The sequence below is a fragment of the Vagococcus fessus genome (assembly GCF_003987565.1).
In the GTDB taxonomy this organism is placed as follows: domain Bacteria; phylum Bacillota; class Bacilli; order Lactobacillales; family Vagococcaceae; genus Vagococcus_D; species Vagococcus_D fessus.
The window spans coordinates 123,146-139,745 of sequence record NZ_NGJY01000004.1; the positions used below are offsets into that span (position 1 = coordinate 123,146).

13 protein-coding genes and 1 pseudogene are annotated in these 16,600 nt (G+C 35.6%); 13 read left to right on the top strand and 1 reads right to left on the bottom strand.

The genetic code is table 11. The features are described 5' to 3' along the window. Positions 1-2 precede the first annotated feature (2 nt). From CBF31_RS09750 to CBF31_RS09795, 11 genes and pseudogenes are all read left to right on the top strand, one after another. Complete coding sequence (locus tag CBF31_RS09750; protein ID WP_126832533.1) at positions 3-1,187, top strand: FtsW/RodA/SpoVE family cell cycle protein; 1,185 nt, start codon at positions 3-5, stop codon at positions 1,185-1,187. Positions 1,188-1,297: 110 nt separating this feature from the next. Further along, the gene (locus tag CBF31_RS09755) at positions 1,298-1,654 is read left to right on the top strand and encodes an arsenate reductase family protein (RefSeq protein ID WP_126832535.1); all 357 of its coding nucleotides are present in this window, start codon (positions 1,298-1,300) and stop codon (positions 1,652-1,654) included. 32 nt (positions 1,655-1,686) lie between these two features. Further along, a complete protein-coding gene (locus tag CBF31_RS09760; protein ID WP_126832537.1) occupies positions 1,687-2,019 on the top strand; it encodes a glycine cleavage system H family protein in 333 nt (110 codons plus the stop codon). A 377-nt stretch (positions 2,020-2,396) separates the two neighbouring features. Continuing rightward, on the top strand, positions 2,397-3,434 hold the full coding sequence (locus CBF31_RS09765) for a methionine ABC transporter ATP-binding protein (RefSeq protein WP_126832539.1): 1,038 nt from the start codon (positions 2,397-2,399) through the stop codon (positions 3,432-3,434). Next, positions 3,427-4,107, top strand: a pseudogene (locus CBF31_RS11230) (methionine ABC transporter permease); the annotation flags it as partial. The gene CBF31_RS09765 and the pseudogene CBF31_RS11230, both read left to right, overlap by 8 nt. Further along, complete coding sequence (locus CBF31_RS09770) at positions 4,096-4,947, top strand: MetQ/NlpA family ABC transporter substrate-binding protein (RefSeq protein WP_415674417.1); 852 nt, start codon at positions 4,096-4,098, stop codon at positions 4,945-4,947. The pseudogene CBF31_RS11230 and the gene CBF31_RS09770, both read left to right, overlap by 12 nt. A gap of 257 nt (positions 4,948-5,204) precedes the next feature. Continuing rightward, positions 5,205-6,476 carry a glycosyltransferase family 2 protein gene (locus tag CBF31_RS09775; protein WP_126832541.1) on the top strand — a complete coding sequence of 424 codons (1,272 nt, stop codon included), beginning with the start codon at positions 5,205-5,207 and terminating at the stop codon, positions 6,474-6,476. A gap of 1 nt (position 6,477) precedes the next feature. Next, positions 6,478-7,590, top strand: coding sequence for a non-hydrolyzing UDP-N-acetylglucosamine 2-epimerase (gene wecB, locus CBF31_RS09780; RefSeq protein WP_126832544.1), 1,113 nt, complete (start codon positions 6,478-6,480; stop codon positions 7,588-7,590). 163 nt (positions 7,591-7,753) lie between these two features. Then, positions 7,754-8,140: a DUF1033 family protein gene (locus CBF31_RS09785; RefSeq protein ID WP_126832546.1), complete on the top strand. Its 387-nt coding sequence runs from the start codon at positions 7,754-7,756 to the stop codon at positions 8,138-8,140. After that, the gene (locus tag CBF31_RS09790) at positions 8,061-10,148 is read left to right on the top strand and encodes a DNA topoisomerase 3 (protein WP_126832548.1); all 2,088 of its coding nucleotides are present in this window, start codon (positions 8,061-8,063) and stop codon (positions 10,146-10,148) included. Before CBF31_RS09785 ends, CBF31_RS09790 begins: the two co-directional genes overlap by 80 nt. 116 nt (positions 10,149-10,264) lie before the next feature. Further along, positions 10,265-12,658, top strand: coding sequence for an FtsK/SpoIIIE family DNA translocase (locus CBF31_RS09795; protein ID WP_126832550.1), 2,394 nt, complete (start codon positions 10,265-10,267; stop codon positions 12,656-12,658). A gap of 63 nt (positions 12,659-12,721) precedes the next feature. On the opposite strand, the gene CBF31_RS09800 is transcribed toward CBF31_RS09795, so the two are convergent. Then, positions 12,722-14,839, bottom strand: coding sequence for a cation:proton antiporter (locus CBF31_RS09800; protein ID WP_170167941.1), 2,118 nt, complete (start codon positions 14,837-14,839; stop codon positions 12,722-12,724). A 176-nt stretch (positions 14,840-15,015) separates the two neighbouring features. Between CBF31_RS09800 and CBF31_RS09805 the strand changes: the two genes are divergently transcribed. Together CBF31_RS09805 and rlmN are read left to right on the top strand one after the other, a co-directional pair. Continuing rightward, entirely contained in the window at positions 15,016-15,432 is a 417-nt protein-coding gene (locus tag CBF31_RS09805) for a YrvL family regulatory protein (protein WP_126832554.1), read from the top strand. 77 nt (positions 15,433-15,509) lie between these two features. Further along, the gene (rlmN, locus tag CBF31_RS09810) at positions 15,510-16,586 is read left to right on the top strand and encodes a dual-specificity RNA methyltransferase RlmN (protein ID WP_126832556.1); all 1,077 of its coding nucleotides are present in this window, start codon (positions 15,510-15,512) and stop codon (positions 16,584-16,586) included. Positions 16,587-16,600 lie beyond the last annotated feature (14 nt).

Here is a 16,600-nt window from a genome sequence, read left to right on the forward strand (position 1 = left end):
GAATGAAAAATAATAAACAAACTTATAGTTTAGATAACAGGATTGACTATGGTATTATTTTACCTGTTTTTATTTTAATTTTAATGGGATTAGCAGCTTTATATGTGGCACTTAGTCATAATCCGCTGGTTGAAGCAGTTGGAACGACCATGTTAAAGCAAGTCCTATGGGTTTTAATTGGTGGAGTGGCTGTTGTCATTTTAATGCAGTTTAGTTCAAAGTTATTATGGAAGTTGACCCCCTTGTTTTATGTATTGGGTCTGCTCGTTATGACAGCTTTGATTTGGTTTCATGATGCAGACTTAGCTGCTGTAACCGGTTCACGAAACTGGTTTAACTTTGGAGGATTGATGTTTCAACCGTCAGAGTTGATGAAGATTGCTTATATTTTAATGTTGGCATATGCTGTGACTCAACATAATTCAAAGTACCCACATACCGTAAAAAATGACTTTATATTAATAGGGAAAATGGTTTTAACTACCATACCTGTTATTGTATTATTAAAATTTCAACAGGATTTAGGGACAACCTTAGTTTATGTGGCGATTTTAGGTGGCGTATTTTTAATGTCAGGTATTAGTTGGAAGATTATAATTCCAGCGATTTCGATTTTTGCAATTGTAGCTATAGGCGTTATTTACTTGGTTACAACTGAATCTGGACGAGGCTTTTTATACGATGCGGGTGTGAAACAGTATCAATTAGCACGTATTGATTCATGGTTAGATCCGTTCCATGATCCATCAGGAAAATCACTTCAACAAGCACAAGCTTTAACGGCTATTGGATCAGGTGGATTTTTTGGTAAAGGGTTTAATGTATCTGATGTTCATGTTCCAGTTAGAGAGTCTGATATGATTTTTACTGTTATTGGTGAAAACTTTGGGTTTATCGGTGGTGGCTTTATGATTTTAATGTATTTTGTTTTGATTTATCGTATGATTCGTGTTTGTTTTGACACTAATAATGAGTTTTACGCGTATATTTCAACAGGGATTATCATGATGATTTTATTCCACGTGTTTGAAAATATTGGCGCTAATATTGGACTACTTCCATTAACAGGTATCCCATTACCGTTTGTTAGTCAAGGTGGTTCATCCTTACTGGGGAATATGATAGGTGTTGGTATTATGCTTTCAATGAGGTTTCAAAAAGTAGACATGAAACATGCCCGACGTTAAAAAGTCAGAGAATTTTATTCTCTGACTTTTTTAATTTCCTTTCAAATAATGAAATATGTTATACTAAATTATCAAGACAAGAAAAGCTAAATGGGAAAGAGGTAATTCATATGGTTAATTTTTATTGGTATCCAAAATGTTCAACATGTAAGAAAGCAATTGCGTGGTTAGATGAAAATAAAATTGAATACAATCTAATAGACATGATTGAAACACCCCCAGCTAAAGAACAATTAGTCGCTTGGATGGAAGAAAGTCCATTACCAGTACGTCGTTTTTTTAATACAAGTGGCGTTCGTTATAGAGAACAAGGCCTAAAAACTATCGTCAATGATTTTTCAAATGAAGAGGCGGCAGGTCGTCTGTGTGTAGATGGAATGTTGATTAAACGTCCAATCTTAGAAAAAAAAGGAACACCAGTTTTACTTGGGTTTAAAGAAGCAGATTATGAGGCACTGTTAAAGTAGTCCATATCATAGATTAAGGGAGTACGATTAAAATGAAGAAAATTAATAACAACCAGTTGTGGATCAAAAAAATAAATGATACCTATCGTATTGGCTTAACAAATGTTGGCCAGGATGATTTTGGTAGTGTGACATTTGTAATGTTACCTAAAATTGGTGATGTTTTAGAAAAAAATGATACCTTTGCTGAGTTAGAGGCTGAAAAAGCTGTAACAGAATTAGTTATGCCGTGTAAAGGGACGGTCTGTGAAGTCAATCCGGCGGTTGTTAAAGAAGCCTCAGCTTTAGATAACCCAGTTGAAGAAGAAGCTTGGTTGATTAGTATTTCAGATGTCTCAGAAGAAGAACTTTCAGCATTAGCTTAAAGGTTTTTATTTGACAGATAGCCAGTAGATTGGTAAACTTTAAAAAATTAGATAATCGACACGCTTTGAAAAGAAGAGTACTTATTTGGAAGGTTTAAAGAGAGCCCTGTTAGGTGTGAGTGGGTAACTGAAAGGATAACGAATATGGTCTTTGAGCAATAATGGGTGAATCATCATGTGATGATAAAGCTATTACGTCCGCACCCGTTAATGTGCAACAGTATCAGACTAATGTCTCGTACTGAATGAGGTAGGCACTGTGAAGTGCTTACGAGTCTAAGGTGGTAACACGAAACTATAGCTTTCGTCCTTTGTTTTTTTAAAACAGAGGACGAGGGCTTTTTTTATTATAATAAAGTTAGAAAAGAGGGCTTGGTATGTCATATATAGAATTGCATCAAGTGGCTAAAACATATGCCACGAAATCTGGAACAGTCACAGCATTAAATAGTATTGAATTAGCAATAGAGTCAGGGACTATTTTTGGAATAGTAGGCTATTCTGGTGCTGGAAAAAGTACATTATTGAGGTTGCTTAATGGTTTAGAGCGAGCTTCAGAGGGATCGGTAATAGTTGATAAGCAACTTGTTAGCACGTTAAAGGGCAAGGAACTTCGTGAGTTTAGAAAAGGAATAGGCATGATTTTTCAACATTTTAATTTATTATGGTCACGTACATTGTTGGAAAATGTTGCGTTACCGTTAGAGTTAATAGGCATTGGAAAAGCTGAGCGATTTGAAAAGGCTAGAGAACTGTTAGCTCTTGTTGGGTTAGAGGGGAGAGAAGAGGCTTATCCTAGTCAATTATCAGGAGGCCAGAAGCAACGTGTCGGGATTGCAAGAGCTCTGGCTACAGAACCTAAGCTTCTTCTATGTGACGAAGCTACGAGTGCTCTAGACCCGCAAACGACAAGTGAAACACTAGCATTGCTTGCAGACATCAATAAAAAATTGGGAGTAACGATTGTTTTAATTACGCATGAAATGGAGGTCATTAGGACGATTTGTCATAAAGTGGCTGTAATGGAACAGGGGAAAATTGTTGAGTTGGGAGATGTAATGGACGTTTTCAGTCACCCTAAGAAAGAAGTTACGAAACGATTTGTTCAACAAGAAACAGCACCAAGTGGCAGTCAACAAGCAATCGTTTTAAAAGAGTTAGCTAAAAAATATCCAGAGGGAAAAATTGTGAAATTAACTTTTACTGGTGAGCGCGCCCAAACACCTATTATTTCAAGATTGATTAGGCATACAGGCGTGGATGTTAATATTATTCAAGGTCAAATTCAACCCACTCAAACGAGTTCGATTGGGACATTAGTATTGGAACTGTTAGGAGAAGAGGAAGAGTTATTAAAAGCAATTGATATTTTAAATACTCAAGGAATTGGAGTGGAGGTAGCAGAGAATGAATAAATGGATTGAAACGTATTTCAATTTCGAAAAAGTGAATGGAAAGCAGTTAATAAAGGCAACGTGGGAAACGTTATACATGACAACATTTTCAATGGTAGCAGTTACTATTATTGGTTTAATAGTAGGTTTAATTTTATTTTCTTTACAAAAACAGGAATCGAAATTATCGAAAATTTGTTACGCAGTATTATCCGTCTTCACAAATATCTGTCGGTCAATACCTTTTATCATTTTAATCATTTTACTAATTCCGATTACAAGGCAAGTCTTGGGCACTTTTTTGGGACCGACTGCCGCTATTTTTGCCTTGGTTGTCTCGGCTGCACCATTCTATGCTAGATTAGTAGAGATGGCGCTTAGGGAAGTGGATGAAGGTGTATTAGAAGCGTCACGTGCTATGGGAATGACTGGTTTTGAAATCATTCGCAAAATATTATTACCTGAAAGTTTGCCAGCGCTTATATCAGGAGGCACAGTTACAACAATTACAATGATTGGTTTTACTGCAATGGCAGGTGCGATTAATGCCGGTGGTCTTGGAGGAATAGCTTATCAAGATGGCTTTATGAGAAATAATCTGACAGTGACTTTAGTTGCTACAATTTTACTGTTAGTCATTGTATTTATTGTTCAAGGTATAGGTGACAGTGTGGTAAAAGCTGTGGATAAACGTCAAAATAAGCAAGAAACAAAAAGTTTAAAGATTTGGGGAGCGATTGGAAGTTTAGCGCTAGTTGTTCTAATTGGTTTTAGCTTAACAACTAAAACTGAAACAACAGATTTGAAAGTATTAAAAGTGGGCGCTTCGCCGACACCTCACAGTGAGATTTTAGAGCATGTTAAACCGTTAATGGAAAAGCAAGGCATTCAATTAGAGGTTGTTAAGTTTGATGATTTTATTTTACCTAATAAAGCTTTAGCAGAAAAAGAAATAGACGCAAACTACTTTCAGCATGAACCGTTTTATGATTTAGCGGTAGAGGAGAATAGTTATGAATTTGTTAATCAAGGTGCGGTTCATATTGAATTAATGGGATTATATTCTAAAAAATGGCGCTCAATCAAAGAGTTACCTAAAGGCGCTACATTACTTGTTAGTAACTCTACAGCAGATTGGGGACGTGTTATTACAATTTTAAAAGAAGCTGGTTTGGTAAAAGTAAAGCCGGGGGTTAGTTTGCTTAGCGCGACATTTGATGATATTGTGGATAACCCTAAAAACATTAAATTTAGCCATCGATTAAATCCAGAGTTATTAACAACTGCTTATGAGAATGACGAAGCTGATTTAATTGCAATCAATGCTAATTATGCGGACACGATTGGGCTATCACCTAAAACGGATGGATTATTAGTTGAAAAAGAGCAATCACCTTATGGAAATATTCTTGTTTCACGTAAAGATAATGAAAAGGCAAAAGAAATTCAAACGTTAAAAAAAGTGATTCATTCAGAGTCTGTAAAAAAATGGATAATGAAAAAATGGGATGGAAAAATCCAGCCACTGGATTAAACTGAAAGGTTATTGAACACGAAAGTTATATTTAATAGGCTAAAAGATTATATTCTTTGAAATTATTGAATGGAAGAAAAAATAAAATAAAAAAATATAAAGTCACGGTATGTTACTCTAAAAAAAATGGTACTCTTTTTAACGGAAACTAAGGTGTGATAGGAATCAGACCTTGTGTTAAAAAGTGAAAATGAAATAAAACTAAGCTTACTATTTTAAATATAAGTAGTTTTATTTCTATTTTTTAGGAGGAACAGATGACTAATATTTTATCAGCCTTGGTTCTATTATCATTTGTAGGAGTCTTTATTTATTTTTTCTGGAGTGCATTTTTATTTGTATTTCCTAGGCATCGAAATGATTGCTTTAAAATATATGAGCCCTATACGATGTATATCATGATTCCAATGATGAATGAGTGTTATGTGGCCCGCTCTACGGTGGAGTCATTTTATAAGCATTATCAACAAAAGACAAATGATAATATAACGATTAATCTACTTGTTATTGACGATGGCTCAGATGATGGGACAACAGAAATTTTAGCGGAATTAGAAGAGAAGTATGAGACGCTTCATGTTTTAAATCGTGTCTTACCTGAAGCTCAAACTGGAAAAGGCGAAGCACTTAACGCGGGACTTACTTATATTCGTCTTTTAAATGAAACCCCTCTAACTCATACGTTAATTGGTATAATGGATGCAGATGCCTTTATATCTATGGACGACTTTGAGAAAGTATTTAATACATTTTTTAGTTATAAAGATATTTCGATGGTTCAGATAACAGTTGGAATGAATAGTACCAAAAAGTGGTTACATATTATGCAAGATATTGAATTTCAATCGTGTAATTATATGATTCAAAATACACGGAATTATTTCGGAAATAGCGCAGCTTCAGGTAATGGTCAATTTTTCAGATTATCGGATCTTCCTTTAACAGAAGTTTGGGGAAATTCTTTATTAGAAGATTTTGAATCAAGTACAAAGTTGCTTCTACGTGGCAAAAAAACTTACTATCTAGAAGATGCAAAAGTTATTCAAGAACCTGTAAGTTCTATCAAGACACTTGTGAAACAAAGAACACGATGGGCGCAAGGTGGTATTGAATGTATTGGTAAATATAGTGGGGTTATTTTTAAAAGTAAAACGATCCCATTAAGAGCAAAATTAGAAATGTATTTCTATATGTTTCTACCGTTTGTAACAGCGGTCTCGGTTATTGGTCACGGTGTTGTAATGATGTTACAATTCTATGGAGTAGTAAAAAAAGGATTAGAGTTAAATGGCGTTCTTTTAGTTATTATTATTTTATCGTTACTGATATCACTGACGATAAGTACCGTATATTGGCGAAGAACAGGATTAAGTTTCCTGCGGTGTTCATTATATGGTTTGACGATTCCTGTGTACAATTTGACATTAATACCAGTAGCTTATTCGGCTATTTACCGTTATATCACTAATAATAGTACGTGGGAAAAGACGGTACATTTAAATACATCGCAAGAATTAGAGGAGGCATAATATGAAAAAATTGAAAGTTGTGACGTTATTCGGAACTAGACCTGAAGCAATTAAGATGGCACCACTCGTAAAAGAATTGGAAAGTCGTGAGGAGATTGCATCTGTTGTTATTTCAACAGGTCAACATAAAGAAATGCTACAACAAGTTTTAGATATTTTTGAGATTAGTCCAGATTACGATTTAGAGATTATGAGTAAAAAACAAACGCTAGCAGGAATTACCACAGCAATTTTAACCAAACTGACACCTATTTTAGAACAAGAGGGACCAGATGTTATTCTTGTTCATGGTGATACAACGACAGCCTTAGTAGGTGGACTAACTGCATTTTATAACCAAATTCCAATTGGACATGTCGAAGCGGGATTAAGAACATATGATAAGTATTCTCCTTTCCCTGAAGAGATGAATCGTCAATTGATTGATCGGTTGGCGGACTATTACTATGCCCCGACACCTGAAAATAAAGAGAGTTTACTTAAAGAGAATGTATCTGAAAAAGCTATTATCGTGACTGGAAATACGGCAATTGATGCAATGAGTTATACCGTTGGTAAGACTGACATTAGTGATATTGTTCAAAAAAATAATGAAGAGTCTAAGTTGATGGTGTTAACTATGCACAGGCGTGAAAACTTAGGTGAACCAATGAAACAAACACTTAAAGCAATTAGGCAAGTTTTAGATAATCATCCAGATTATGAATTAGTTTTTCCAGTTCATTTAAATCCGGTAGTACAAGATATGGCGAAATCTGTTTTAGGGGATCATGACAGAGTGCACTTGATAAACCCGCTTGATGTAGTTGAGTTTCATAATTTAATCGCACATGCTGAGTTGATTTTATCAGATTCTGGTGGCGTTCAAGAAGAAGCACCTCATTTGAATAAGCCAGTTCTTGTACTTAGAGAGTCTACAGAGAGAACAGAGGCAGTAACGAGTGGAACAGTTAAGTTAATTGGGACAACTTATGACGGAGTACTTACAGAAATTGAAGAACTTTTATCTCATCCTGAATCCTATGAAAAAATGGCAGACGCACAGAATCCTTATGGGGACGGGCAAGCAAGTCGACGTATTGTTGACCACTTGATTGATTCACTGGGGGAATAATTGACTAAACCGCTACTTTTGTTTAAAAGTAGTGGTTTTTTAGTACTAAGAACAGTGTGACCTCTGCTATTGTATAAGGAAACACAAATCAATAAGTTGCAGTATCCTAAAAAAGCAATTAAACTAGGTTTATTGATAAAAGTTAGTTAATGGGGTGTTATATATGTATCAAGTGATATCGATCTATGGAGAAAATGAACCGTGGTGGTTTTTTGAAGATTGGGAACTGGATATCGTTGAAGAAGAAGTGTTTGAAACACTCGAAGAAGCTAAAGAGTGTTATTTAAAAAAATTCACCCACTATCATCGTGAATATAGTATGATTAGGGATAAAGAAGACTATTTAGTAGCATTTTGGAATGAAGGAGAACTTCGTTATTGTGACGATTGCGATGAAGATCTTCAATTATACAAAGGGCTTATGCTTCTGAAAGACTGTAAAAAACTTTCAGATGCTGGAAAGGAACAAGATGAAACAGTTAATTATCGCAGAAAAGCCAAGTGTTGCAAGAGACCTGGCCAAAGTATTGGGAGCAACTCAGAAGAGTAAAAGTTATATTGAAGGACCTAATGTCGTGATTACATGGGCACTAGGACATCTATTAGGATTAAAAATGCCAGAGGACTACAATAAGGACTGGGCACAGTGGAACATGGAAAGTTTGCCAATGATTCCGAAAAAAACAGGCATTAAACCTCTTCCTAAAACAGGAGGACAGTTGAAAGCTATTAGTCAATTGGCTAAACGTAAAGATATTAAAGAAGCCGTTATCGCAACAGATGCTGGACGTGAGGGTGAGCTTGTCGCACGTTGGATTTTAGAATATGTTAAATTTAACAAACCAGTCAAACGTTTATGGATATCATCTCAAACACCTAAAGCAATTAAGGCAGGATTTGCTAAGTTAGAACCAAGTAAAAATTATGATAACTTGTATCAATCAGCCTTAGCTAGAGCGGAAGCTGATTGGTTAGTTGGATTAAATGTCACACGTGCTCTAACTGTTAAGTATGATGATAATTTATCAGCTGGACGTGTTCAGACACCAACATTAGCTCTTGTAAGAAAACAAGAAGAGAAAATCGAAAAGTTTAGAGCTGAGAATTTCTTTACGGTAGATATTATGTATCAAGGCTTAGCAGGACGACTTCAGTTGAAGAATCCTCGTCAATTTAAAACACGTGAAGAAGCAGAAGTTTATGTTACAAAAGAAAATCTAAAGAGTGGTAAAGTCACATCTGTTAAGACTAAAGAAAAAGTTGAACCAGCACCACTTCCCTATGACTTAACTGAATTACAACGGGAAGCAAATCAGCGTTATGGCTTCTCTGCTAAAAAAACATTAGGATTAGTTCAAAGTTTGTATGAGGTCCACAAAGTTGTCACGTATCCTAGAACCGATTCTAAGTATTTAACACAGGACATGAAGGCGACAATGAAAGAACGTCTACAAGCTGTGGCGAGTTATTATCCACAAGAAGCGAAAGCTGCGATTAGACAAGGGGCTAAAGTAACAGTTACTAAAGTATTCCAAGATAGCAAAGTGACAGACCACCATGCCTTAATCCCAACTGAGCAAACGCCTCGTGCGGAAAAAATGGATAATGATGAACAAAAAATCTACCAAATGATTACAACACGTTTCTTAGGTTTATTCTCAGAGGCTCATGTTAGTGAAAATCAAACGGTAGAAGTTAAAGTAGGGTCTGATTTATTCTTATTCAGACAAACTCAAATTAAAACACAAGGTTGGAAACGTGACGACAAAAAAGAAGCGAAAAAATCAGTGACGTTTACTGAAGGTCAGACTATTCCAGCGACGTATCAATTTAATAAAGAAGTGACAACTCCGCCAAATGCTTTATCTGAAGGAACGTTACTGGGTCAAATGGAAAAACATCAATTAGGAACACCCGCTACTCGTGCGGAGATTATTGAAAAATTAATTAAATCAGAATTGATGGAACGTAAGACCACTAAATTGAGTGTGACACCTAAAGGGAAACAATTGTTAAAATTGGTTAATCCTTCTCTTGTAACACCTGATTTAACTGAGAAATGGGAAAAAGAATTAGAAGAAATTGCCCAAGGGAAAAGAGATAGTAAGGTCTTTATTAAAGAAATTGCCCAAGAGACAGAACAATTGGTTAAAGAAATTAAATATAGTGAAGCGAAGTACACTGATTTTTCTTTAACATCAAAAGAGTGCCCAGATTGTGGTTCAGCTTTACGAGAGAAAAATACACGTGATGGCAAAGTTTATGTATGTACAGGTGAAACATGTAAGTACCGTCGTCGTAAAGACCCTAAAGTATCAAATCGTCGGTGTCCACAGTGTCATAAGAAGATGGAGATACATGAAGGTAAAAATGGTCAATTCTTCAAGTGTAAGTATTGTGTGATTACTGAAAAAGTAGCGTCTGGAAAAGAACGTAAGAAGAAAATGACTAAGCATGAAGAAAAAAAATTATTGAAGAAATATAGTCAGAATCAACAGGCAGAACCAGAAGAAAGTCCGTTAGCACTTGCTTTAAAAGCAGCTATGAAAGATAATTAATAATCAAAAAGTCTTATCTGTCACATTATTGTGGCTTGATAGGGCTTTTTATTTATATCGACTTTGTAGACGTTGATTTTTATAGTATAATGGATAGGACTTAAAGGAGGAACGACATGGCACAAAAGAAAAAGAGTCGTCCTAAAAAGATGACAAAGAAACAGCAAGCACAACAAGAGAGAATGTATTATGTTGTTGCAGGATTAATTATTAGTATATGCGGTATATTAGGCCTGTTTAAACTAGGCTTCCTTGGTATATTATTTGCAAATATTTTTAGAATGTTTGTTGGGGTTACTTTCCCAATTTTAGCTATTTTATTTATTTTAATGGGTGTTCTTTTAATTTTTATGGGCCCTAATTTTTCATTCGGTAAAACAAAATATATTGGAGGGGCTAGTTTATTTTATTTTGGACTGCTCTTGATGTTACACGCTATTTTATTTCGAGATTTTGTTAAATTAGATATTCATATTATGAATGTAACGTGGCATAATTTATGGACTGATTTACGAGGTGGTTTAATATCCCAGCCTGTTGGTGGCGGTTTAATTGGTGGTACCTTGTATAGTGGGACTCACTTTTTAGTCTCTCAAGCCGGGTCGTATGTAGTAGCAGGCCTTTTAATGTTTATAGGTATATGTGTGGCTGTAGGCGTTTCAGGCTTTGAAATCTTTGATTTTTTCAAACGCCGTACAGAAAGTATGATTCAAAAATTAAGTGCTTCAGCGGAAACAAGAAAAGAATTAAGAGCAAAACGATTAGAAGAACGTGAAAAGAAACGCGCATTGGCACTGGAAAAAGCAGAGAAAGAAAAACAAACGGTTGTACAAGAAAAGAAACAAGATACAAAAGTAGAACCTAAAGTGACGCCTGTTTATGAGGAGCAAGTGGAACCAGTACCTGTTGCAATTGATACGTACCAAAGTCAATATCAAGAGTCGTCTATTAAGAAGCCAGAATCTGTACAAACTGTAGTGGAAGACGATGATAATGGTGAGGATTTAGAATTTGATATTCCTCAAGAAACAGAAAATACCGATTATATTTTACCACCATCGACATTGTTAAATGAAATACCTTTAACAGACCAAAGTGAAGAGTATAAATCTATTGAACATAATGTAGAGGTATTGGAGCAAACCTTTGATAGTTTTGGTGTAGATGCCAAAGTAGTGAGAGCAAGTTTAGGACCATCGGTTACGAAATATGAAATTCAACCAGCAGTGGGTGTGAAGGTAAGTAAAATCGTAGGTTTGACTGATGATTTAGCTTTAGCCTTAGCTGCCAAAGATATTCGTATGGAGGCTCCAATTCCAGGGAAATCACTAATTGGGATAGAGGTGCCAAATAATACAGTAAGCACAGTTTCCTTTAGAGATATTATAGAAGCACAGCCTAAAAATCCAGATAATTTATTAGAAGTCCCGTTAGGGCGTGATATTTCTGGTTCGGTTATTTCAGCTGATTTGGCTAAAATGCCCCATATGTTAATTGCTGGTTCAACAGGGAGTGGGAAGTCGGTTTGTATTAACGGGATTATCACAAGTATTTTAATGCGTGCCAAACCGCATGAAGTTAAAATGATGATGATCGACCCTAAAATGGTAGAGTTAAATGTTTACAATGGCATTCCACATTTATTAACGCCCGTAGTGACTAATCCACGTAAAGCATCTCAAGCCTTACATAAAGTAGTAGCAGAGATGGAAAAACGTTATGAATTATTTGCGGCAAGTGGTGTTAGAAATATCACTGGCTATAATCAAATGGTTCAAAAAAATAACACACTTGAAGGTGTGAATCATCCGATTTTACCTTTCATTGTTGTAATCGTAGATGAGTTAGCAGACTTGATGATGGTTGCAAGTAATGAAGTGGAAGATGCTATTATTCGTTTAGCACAAATGGCTCGTGCTGCGGGTATTCATATGATTTTAGCAACACAACGTCCGAGTGTGGATGTTATTACAGGGATTATTAAAGCAAATGTACCATCACGTATTGCCTTTGCTGTATCGAGTGGGATTGATTCAAGAACAATTATTGATACGACAGGTGCTGAAAAATTATTAGGCCGTGGGGATATGTTATTTATGCCAATGGGTCAAAATAAACCAACACGTGTTCAAGGTGCTTTTATTTCTGATTCGGAAGTAGAAGATTTAGTTAAGTTTGTGACGGAGCAGCAAGGAGCGGATTATCGTGAAGATATGATGCCAACAGATGAACCTGAAAAAGGAAGTGGACCTGATTCAGAAGTCGATGATTTATATGATGAGGCAGTTAAATTTGTAGCATTCGAAGGAAAAGCAAGTGCCTCACTTATTCAAAGACGATTTAGAGTCGGTTACAACCGAGCTGCACGATTGATAGACCAGATGGAAGAGAATGGTGTTGTAGGACCTTCTGAGGGCAGTAAAGGACGTAAAGTCTTAATGGGACCACCGTCTTCTGTATCAGAGGAAGAATCAGACCAAACAGTATCTCCAAATGACCTTCCATTCTAAAAAAATAAAACACGTAAATCTACTCAAACCCCTAATAGGTTTGGAATAGATTTACGTGTTTTTTTAATGCTCAGCTCGACTTTGTAAAATTGAGCTTTCGTAATAATTTAAGGATTGTCGTAAATGATTAGCCATACTTAATGTAATCTGACCTTTTTGATAGAGATGCTGAACGGTTTCTCGTTCGGCATCAAGAGCTTTCATATGAAACTCTTGAACAATTTTTTGATAGTCGGTACGAGATTGGTTACTTAAATTTTTAATCCGATGTAATTTATTTAAATACTCATAAAGTTTTTGGTTCACAATATGCTTATGTAAATCGTAAGCTTCACATTCTGGGTCTAACTCAGCTTTGTAAGCTTTCAATACACTGATTGCGCCAACTGTACTTTGTTTTTCTAATTTAACAATCGCTGTATCACCTAAAATAGTATCATCTTGGTGTTGTGCAGATTTTAAGCGCCAAAAAGCAATATTACTTTGTTTTCTAAGAACAAAGAATAGTCGTTTTAAAGAATTTAGTATGCCTGGTTCAAAAGCAACTCGTTTTGTTTCAACGATTTTTTTATAACGACGAGCGACAACTTCAGAAACTTCACCAGCATCAATCGCTTTTTGAATGCCGTCTTTTTCACCTTTGATGGCAATATCTTGGACTGTTTTTTCAAGTTTGGCGTACAAACGGTTAGTTTGTTCATCATTTTGTTCACGGTACAAGTGACGTAAACGCGATTCAAATTCTTGGATTAAATCTGTTAAGATTAAATAATTTTCTGAATGCTCTGATTCTTGTTTTAAAACAGTAATGGCATCACGAACCATTTCTTGACGAGCTTCTAGTTCTGTTAATTTTGTAACAGAAGTGGGTTGAGTTGCATTAACTAATACTTCATTACTTGAAGGGTCATTCCCAATAAGCGGCAATCGCTGACGTTTTTTAGTCAAGATAGGTAGTGTGATAGTTGCAACGAGTAAACTGGTTAAAACAACACCACAAGCAAGCGTGACAATAAGAGATCGCTCAATAAATGGCGTGCCGTCTGCTAAAAAGAAGGGCATAGACATGATAGATGCCATTGTAACCGCGCCACGAACACCTGTAATCCCAGTCATCAAAGCGGTATTAAATGAAGGTGGGGTTAACTTATCGTCATTTTTTCTAAGGTAAGTCAACCATAGATAAATGTAAGACCATACAACACGAACGATTAGTAGGACAAACCAGATACTTATAATGTAGAACAGAAGTGTCCCATTGTGGATAGAGGGGTTAACAATGGTTTCTCTCATCGCAATGGGAAGCTCTATTCCTAGTAAAACAAATACTAGACCATTTAGTAAGTAAACTAACATATCCCACATTTTATTAGTGATAAGTCTTGCTTCAGAATGTTGACTTCTAAAGATAGGGCTTTGATTAATAGAAAGTACCCCAGCTGAAACGACAGCAATAACACCAGAAGCACCAGCTACTTCATCTGCTAAGATATAGATAACAAAAGGTGTTAGGAGTTGAATAGTCGTATGAAGAATAGCATCTTGTATTCCTTGTTGAACGAGGAATAATCTGATGAAGTGGATAATAGATATTGATACGACACCGATTAGAACACCAACAAGTGACATATAAAGGAAGTCTCCAGTTGCTTGTGTTAAAGAGAATTGACCCGTCATAAACGCGGCCAAAGCATATTTGAAGGCAATTAGCCCACTAGCGTCATTGATTAAACTTTCACCACTTATTAAGCTAAGTATTTTTTTAGGAAGTTTAATTTGTTCTGCAATACCGTGAACGGCAACGGGGTCTGTTGGTGATAATACGGCAACTAAAGCCATTGCTAGAGCAAGCGGAACATCTGGAATTAGCCAGTGAATAAAGTAACCACCTATAACAGTTGTTAGGAGTACTAGCCAAATGGCATAAGCAAAAATTGGAGCTTTTAAATCCCATAATTCATTTTTAGGGAACATCTTACCATCATTAAATAGTAAAGGAGCAACGAATAAGAGCATAAACCAATCAGCCTCTAAATTAATGTTCAGATCAAAGACTAAGGCCACAATTAATCCTACTGCAATCTCTATTAGGGCAGTTGGAATGGATACTAAATAGTGACTAATGATATTAGAAATTACGACAAGTACTATCATCAAGATACTTGCGATTAAAACGGTCATACACATCACCTCTCCAATAAGTTTCTTCTATTATTATAGCAAAAAAATTATAAGATAACTAAATATAAATACAAAAGTTTCAATCATTAGCAAAAACTTATAGTGTTGTAAAAAAATACTTGTCTTTATTTATAGAATTAGAGATACTATAGGATGGAGAGAAAGTAGGGAGAAGAATGAAAACTAAACTAAAGAATGGACTAGGTATAGGTCTGATTATCGCAGTTTTTGGTATGATTGTGATGGGCGCAGTTGGAGGATTATTAAAACTACTAGGTATTCAAGCTATTTCGACAATGCATTTAATGGGGTTTCTTATAATATATATGGTGATTACATGGACACTCGATACTGTACTAGATGCCTCAATTAGAGCGAGTTGCCGTGCATTTCATGTCCCTGTAAATAAAGGTTTCTTATTTTTTATTATTAGTGATTTTTTATTAGAAATTTTGGTATTAACTGTATTGGATAGTTTAATAACAAGTGTTGTAGTTCCAACTATAACAGCTATTTTATTTGCAACATGTGGATCGGTTTTGACTTTCTTGATTGAAAAAAAAGAGGGCGAATGGGTTCAGGTAGAGTCGTAAGTGAACAATGTGATTGCCAAGCTATTTAATTTACGCTATAGTATCAAAGAGAGACGAAACAGAAATGAGGAAACAGCATGACGAAGCAGTCGATATATGGCATGACTCAAGATAACCTGAAAGCATGGTTTGAAGAGCATGGAGAAAAGAAATTTAGAGCAACACAGGTGTGGGATTGGTTGTACATTAAACGTGTCCGCACATTTGAAGAGATGAGTAACTTATCTAAAAAAACAATTGATTTATTAACTGAAAACTTTGATATGAGTCCACTTAATCAAGTCGTGGTTCAAGAATCAAAAGATGGTACGATTAAATATCTATTCCAATTAGAAGATAAAAATATGATTGAAACAGTGTTAATGCGTCACGAATACGGTTTATCAGTGTGTGTGACAACACAAGTAGGGTGTAATATAGGGTGTACCTTCTGTGCCAGTGGGTTGTTGACAAAACAACGTGATTTATCTGCAGGTGAGATTGTGGCACAAATCATGCAAGTTCAATTCTTCTTAGATGAACGTGGAGACGGTGAACGTGTGAGTCATATCGTTGTAATGGGTATTGGAGAACCGTTTGATAACTATGATAACGTGATTGATTTCTTATACATCGTGAATGATAAAAACGGATTAGGCATTGGAGCTCGTCACATGACAGTTTCAACAAGTGGTTTAATTCCTAAAATTTATGATTTCGCTGATAATGGCCTACAAGTTAACTTAGCGATTTCATTACATGCACCAAATAATGAAGTTAGAACGTCAATTATGCGTATTAACCGTAGTAATCCTGTTGAAAAACTAATGGATGCAGTGGATTATTACTTAGAAAAAACAAACCGTCGTATTACATTTGAATACATTATGCTATCAAATGTAAATGATCGACCTGAACATGCTCGTCAATTAGCTGAGTTATTAAAAGATAAGAAGAAATTAACTTATGTTAACTTAATTCCTTATAACCCGGTAAGTGAGCACGATCAATATAGCCGTAGTACACGTGAAGACGTGATGGCTTTCTATGATATCTTAAATAAAAAAGGTGTTAACTGTGTGGTTCGTAAAGAACAAGGAACAGATATTGATGCGGCTTGTGGTCAATTACGTAGTAAACAAATTAAGAAAAAAGAACGTCCAAAACGTTCGTAATAATAAAAAAGGGC

Excerpts from the sequence above, each read along its gene's own strand:
- rlmN (WP_126832556.1), top strand. The coding sequence starts at position 15,510 with ATGACGAAGCAGTCGATATATGGCATGACTCAAGATAACCTGAAAGCA.
- CBF31_RS09800 (WP_170167941.1), bottom strand. The coding sequence starts at position 14,839 with ATGACCGTTTTAATCGCAAGTATCTTGATGATAGTACTTGTCGTAATT.
- CBF31_RS09765 (WP_126832539.1), top strand. The coding sequence starts at position 2,397 with ATGTCATATATAGAATTGCATCAAGTGGCTAAAACATATGCCACGAAA.
- CBF31_RS09785 (WP_126832546.1), top strand. The coding sequence starts at position 7,754 with ATGTATCAAGTGATATCGATCTATGGAGAAAATGAACCGTGGTGGTTT.
- wecB (WP_126832544.1), top strand. The coding sequence starts at position 6,478 with ATGAAAAAATTGAAAGTTGTGACGTTATTCGGAACTAGACCTGAAGCA.
- CBF31_RS09790 (WP_126832548.1), top strand. The coding sequence starts at position 8,061 with ATGAAACAGTTAATTATCGCAGAAAAGCCAAGTGTTGCAAGAGACCTG.
- CBF31_RS09795 (WP_126832550.1), top strand. The coding sequence starts at position 10,265 with ATGGCACAAAAGAAAAAGAGTCGTCCTAAAAAGATGACAAAGAAACAG.
- CBF31_RS09775 (WP_126832541.1), top strand. The coding sequence starts at position 5,205 with ATGACTAATATTTTATCAGCCTTGGTTCTATTATCATTTGTAGGAGTC.
- CBF31_RS09750 (WP_126832533.1), top strand. The coding sequence starts at position 3 with ATGAAAAATAATAAACAAACTTATAGTTTAGATAACAGGATTGACTAT.
- CBF31_RS09760 (WP_126832537.1), top strand. The coding sequence starts at position 1,687 with ATGAAGAAAATTAATAACAACCAGTTGTGGATCAAAAAAATAAATGAT.
- CBF31_RS09755 (WP_126832535.1), top strand. The coding sequence starts at position 1,298 with ATGGTTAATTTTTATTGGTATCCAAAATGTTCAACATGTAAGAAAGCA.
- CBF31_RS09805 (WP_126832554.1), top strand. The coding sequence starts at position 15,016 with ATGAAAACTAAACTAAAGAATGGACTAGGTATAGGTCTGATTATCGCA.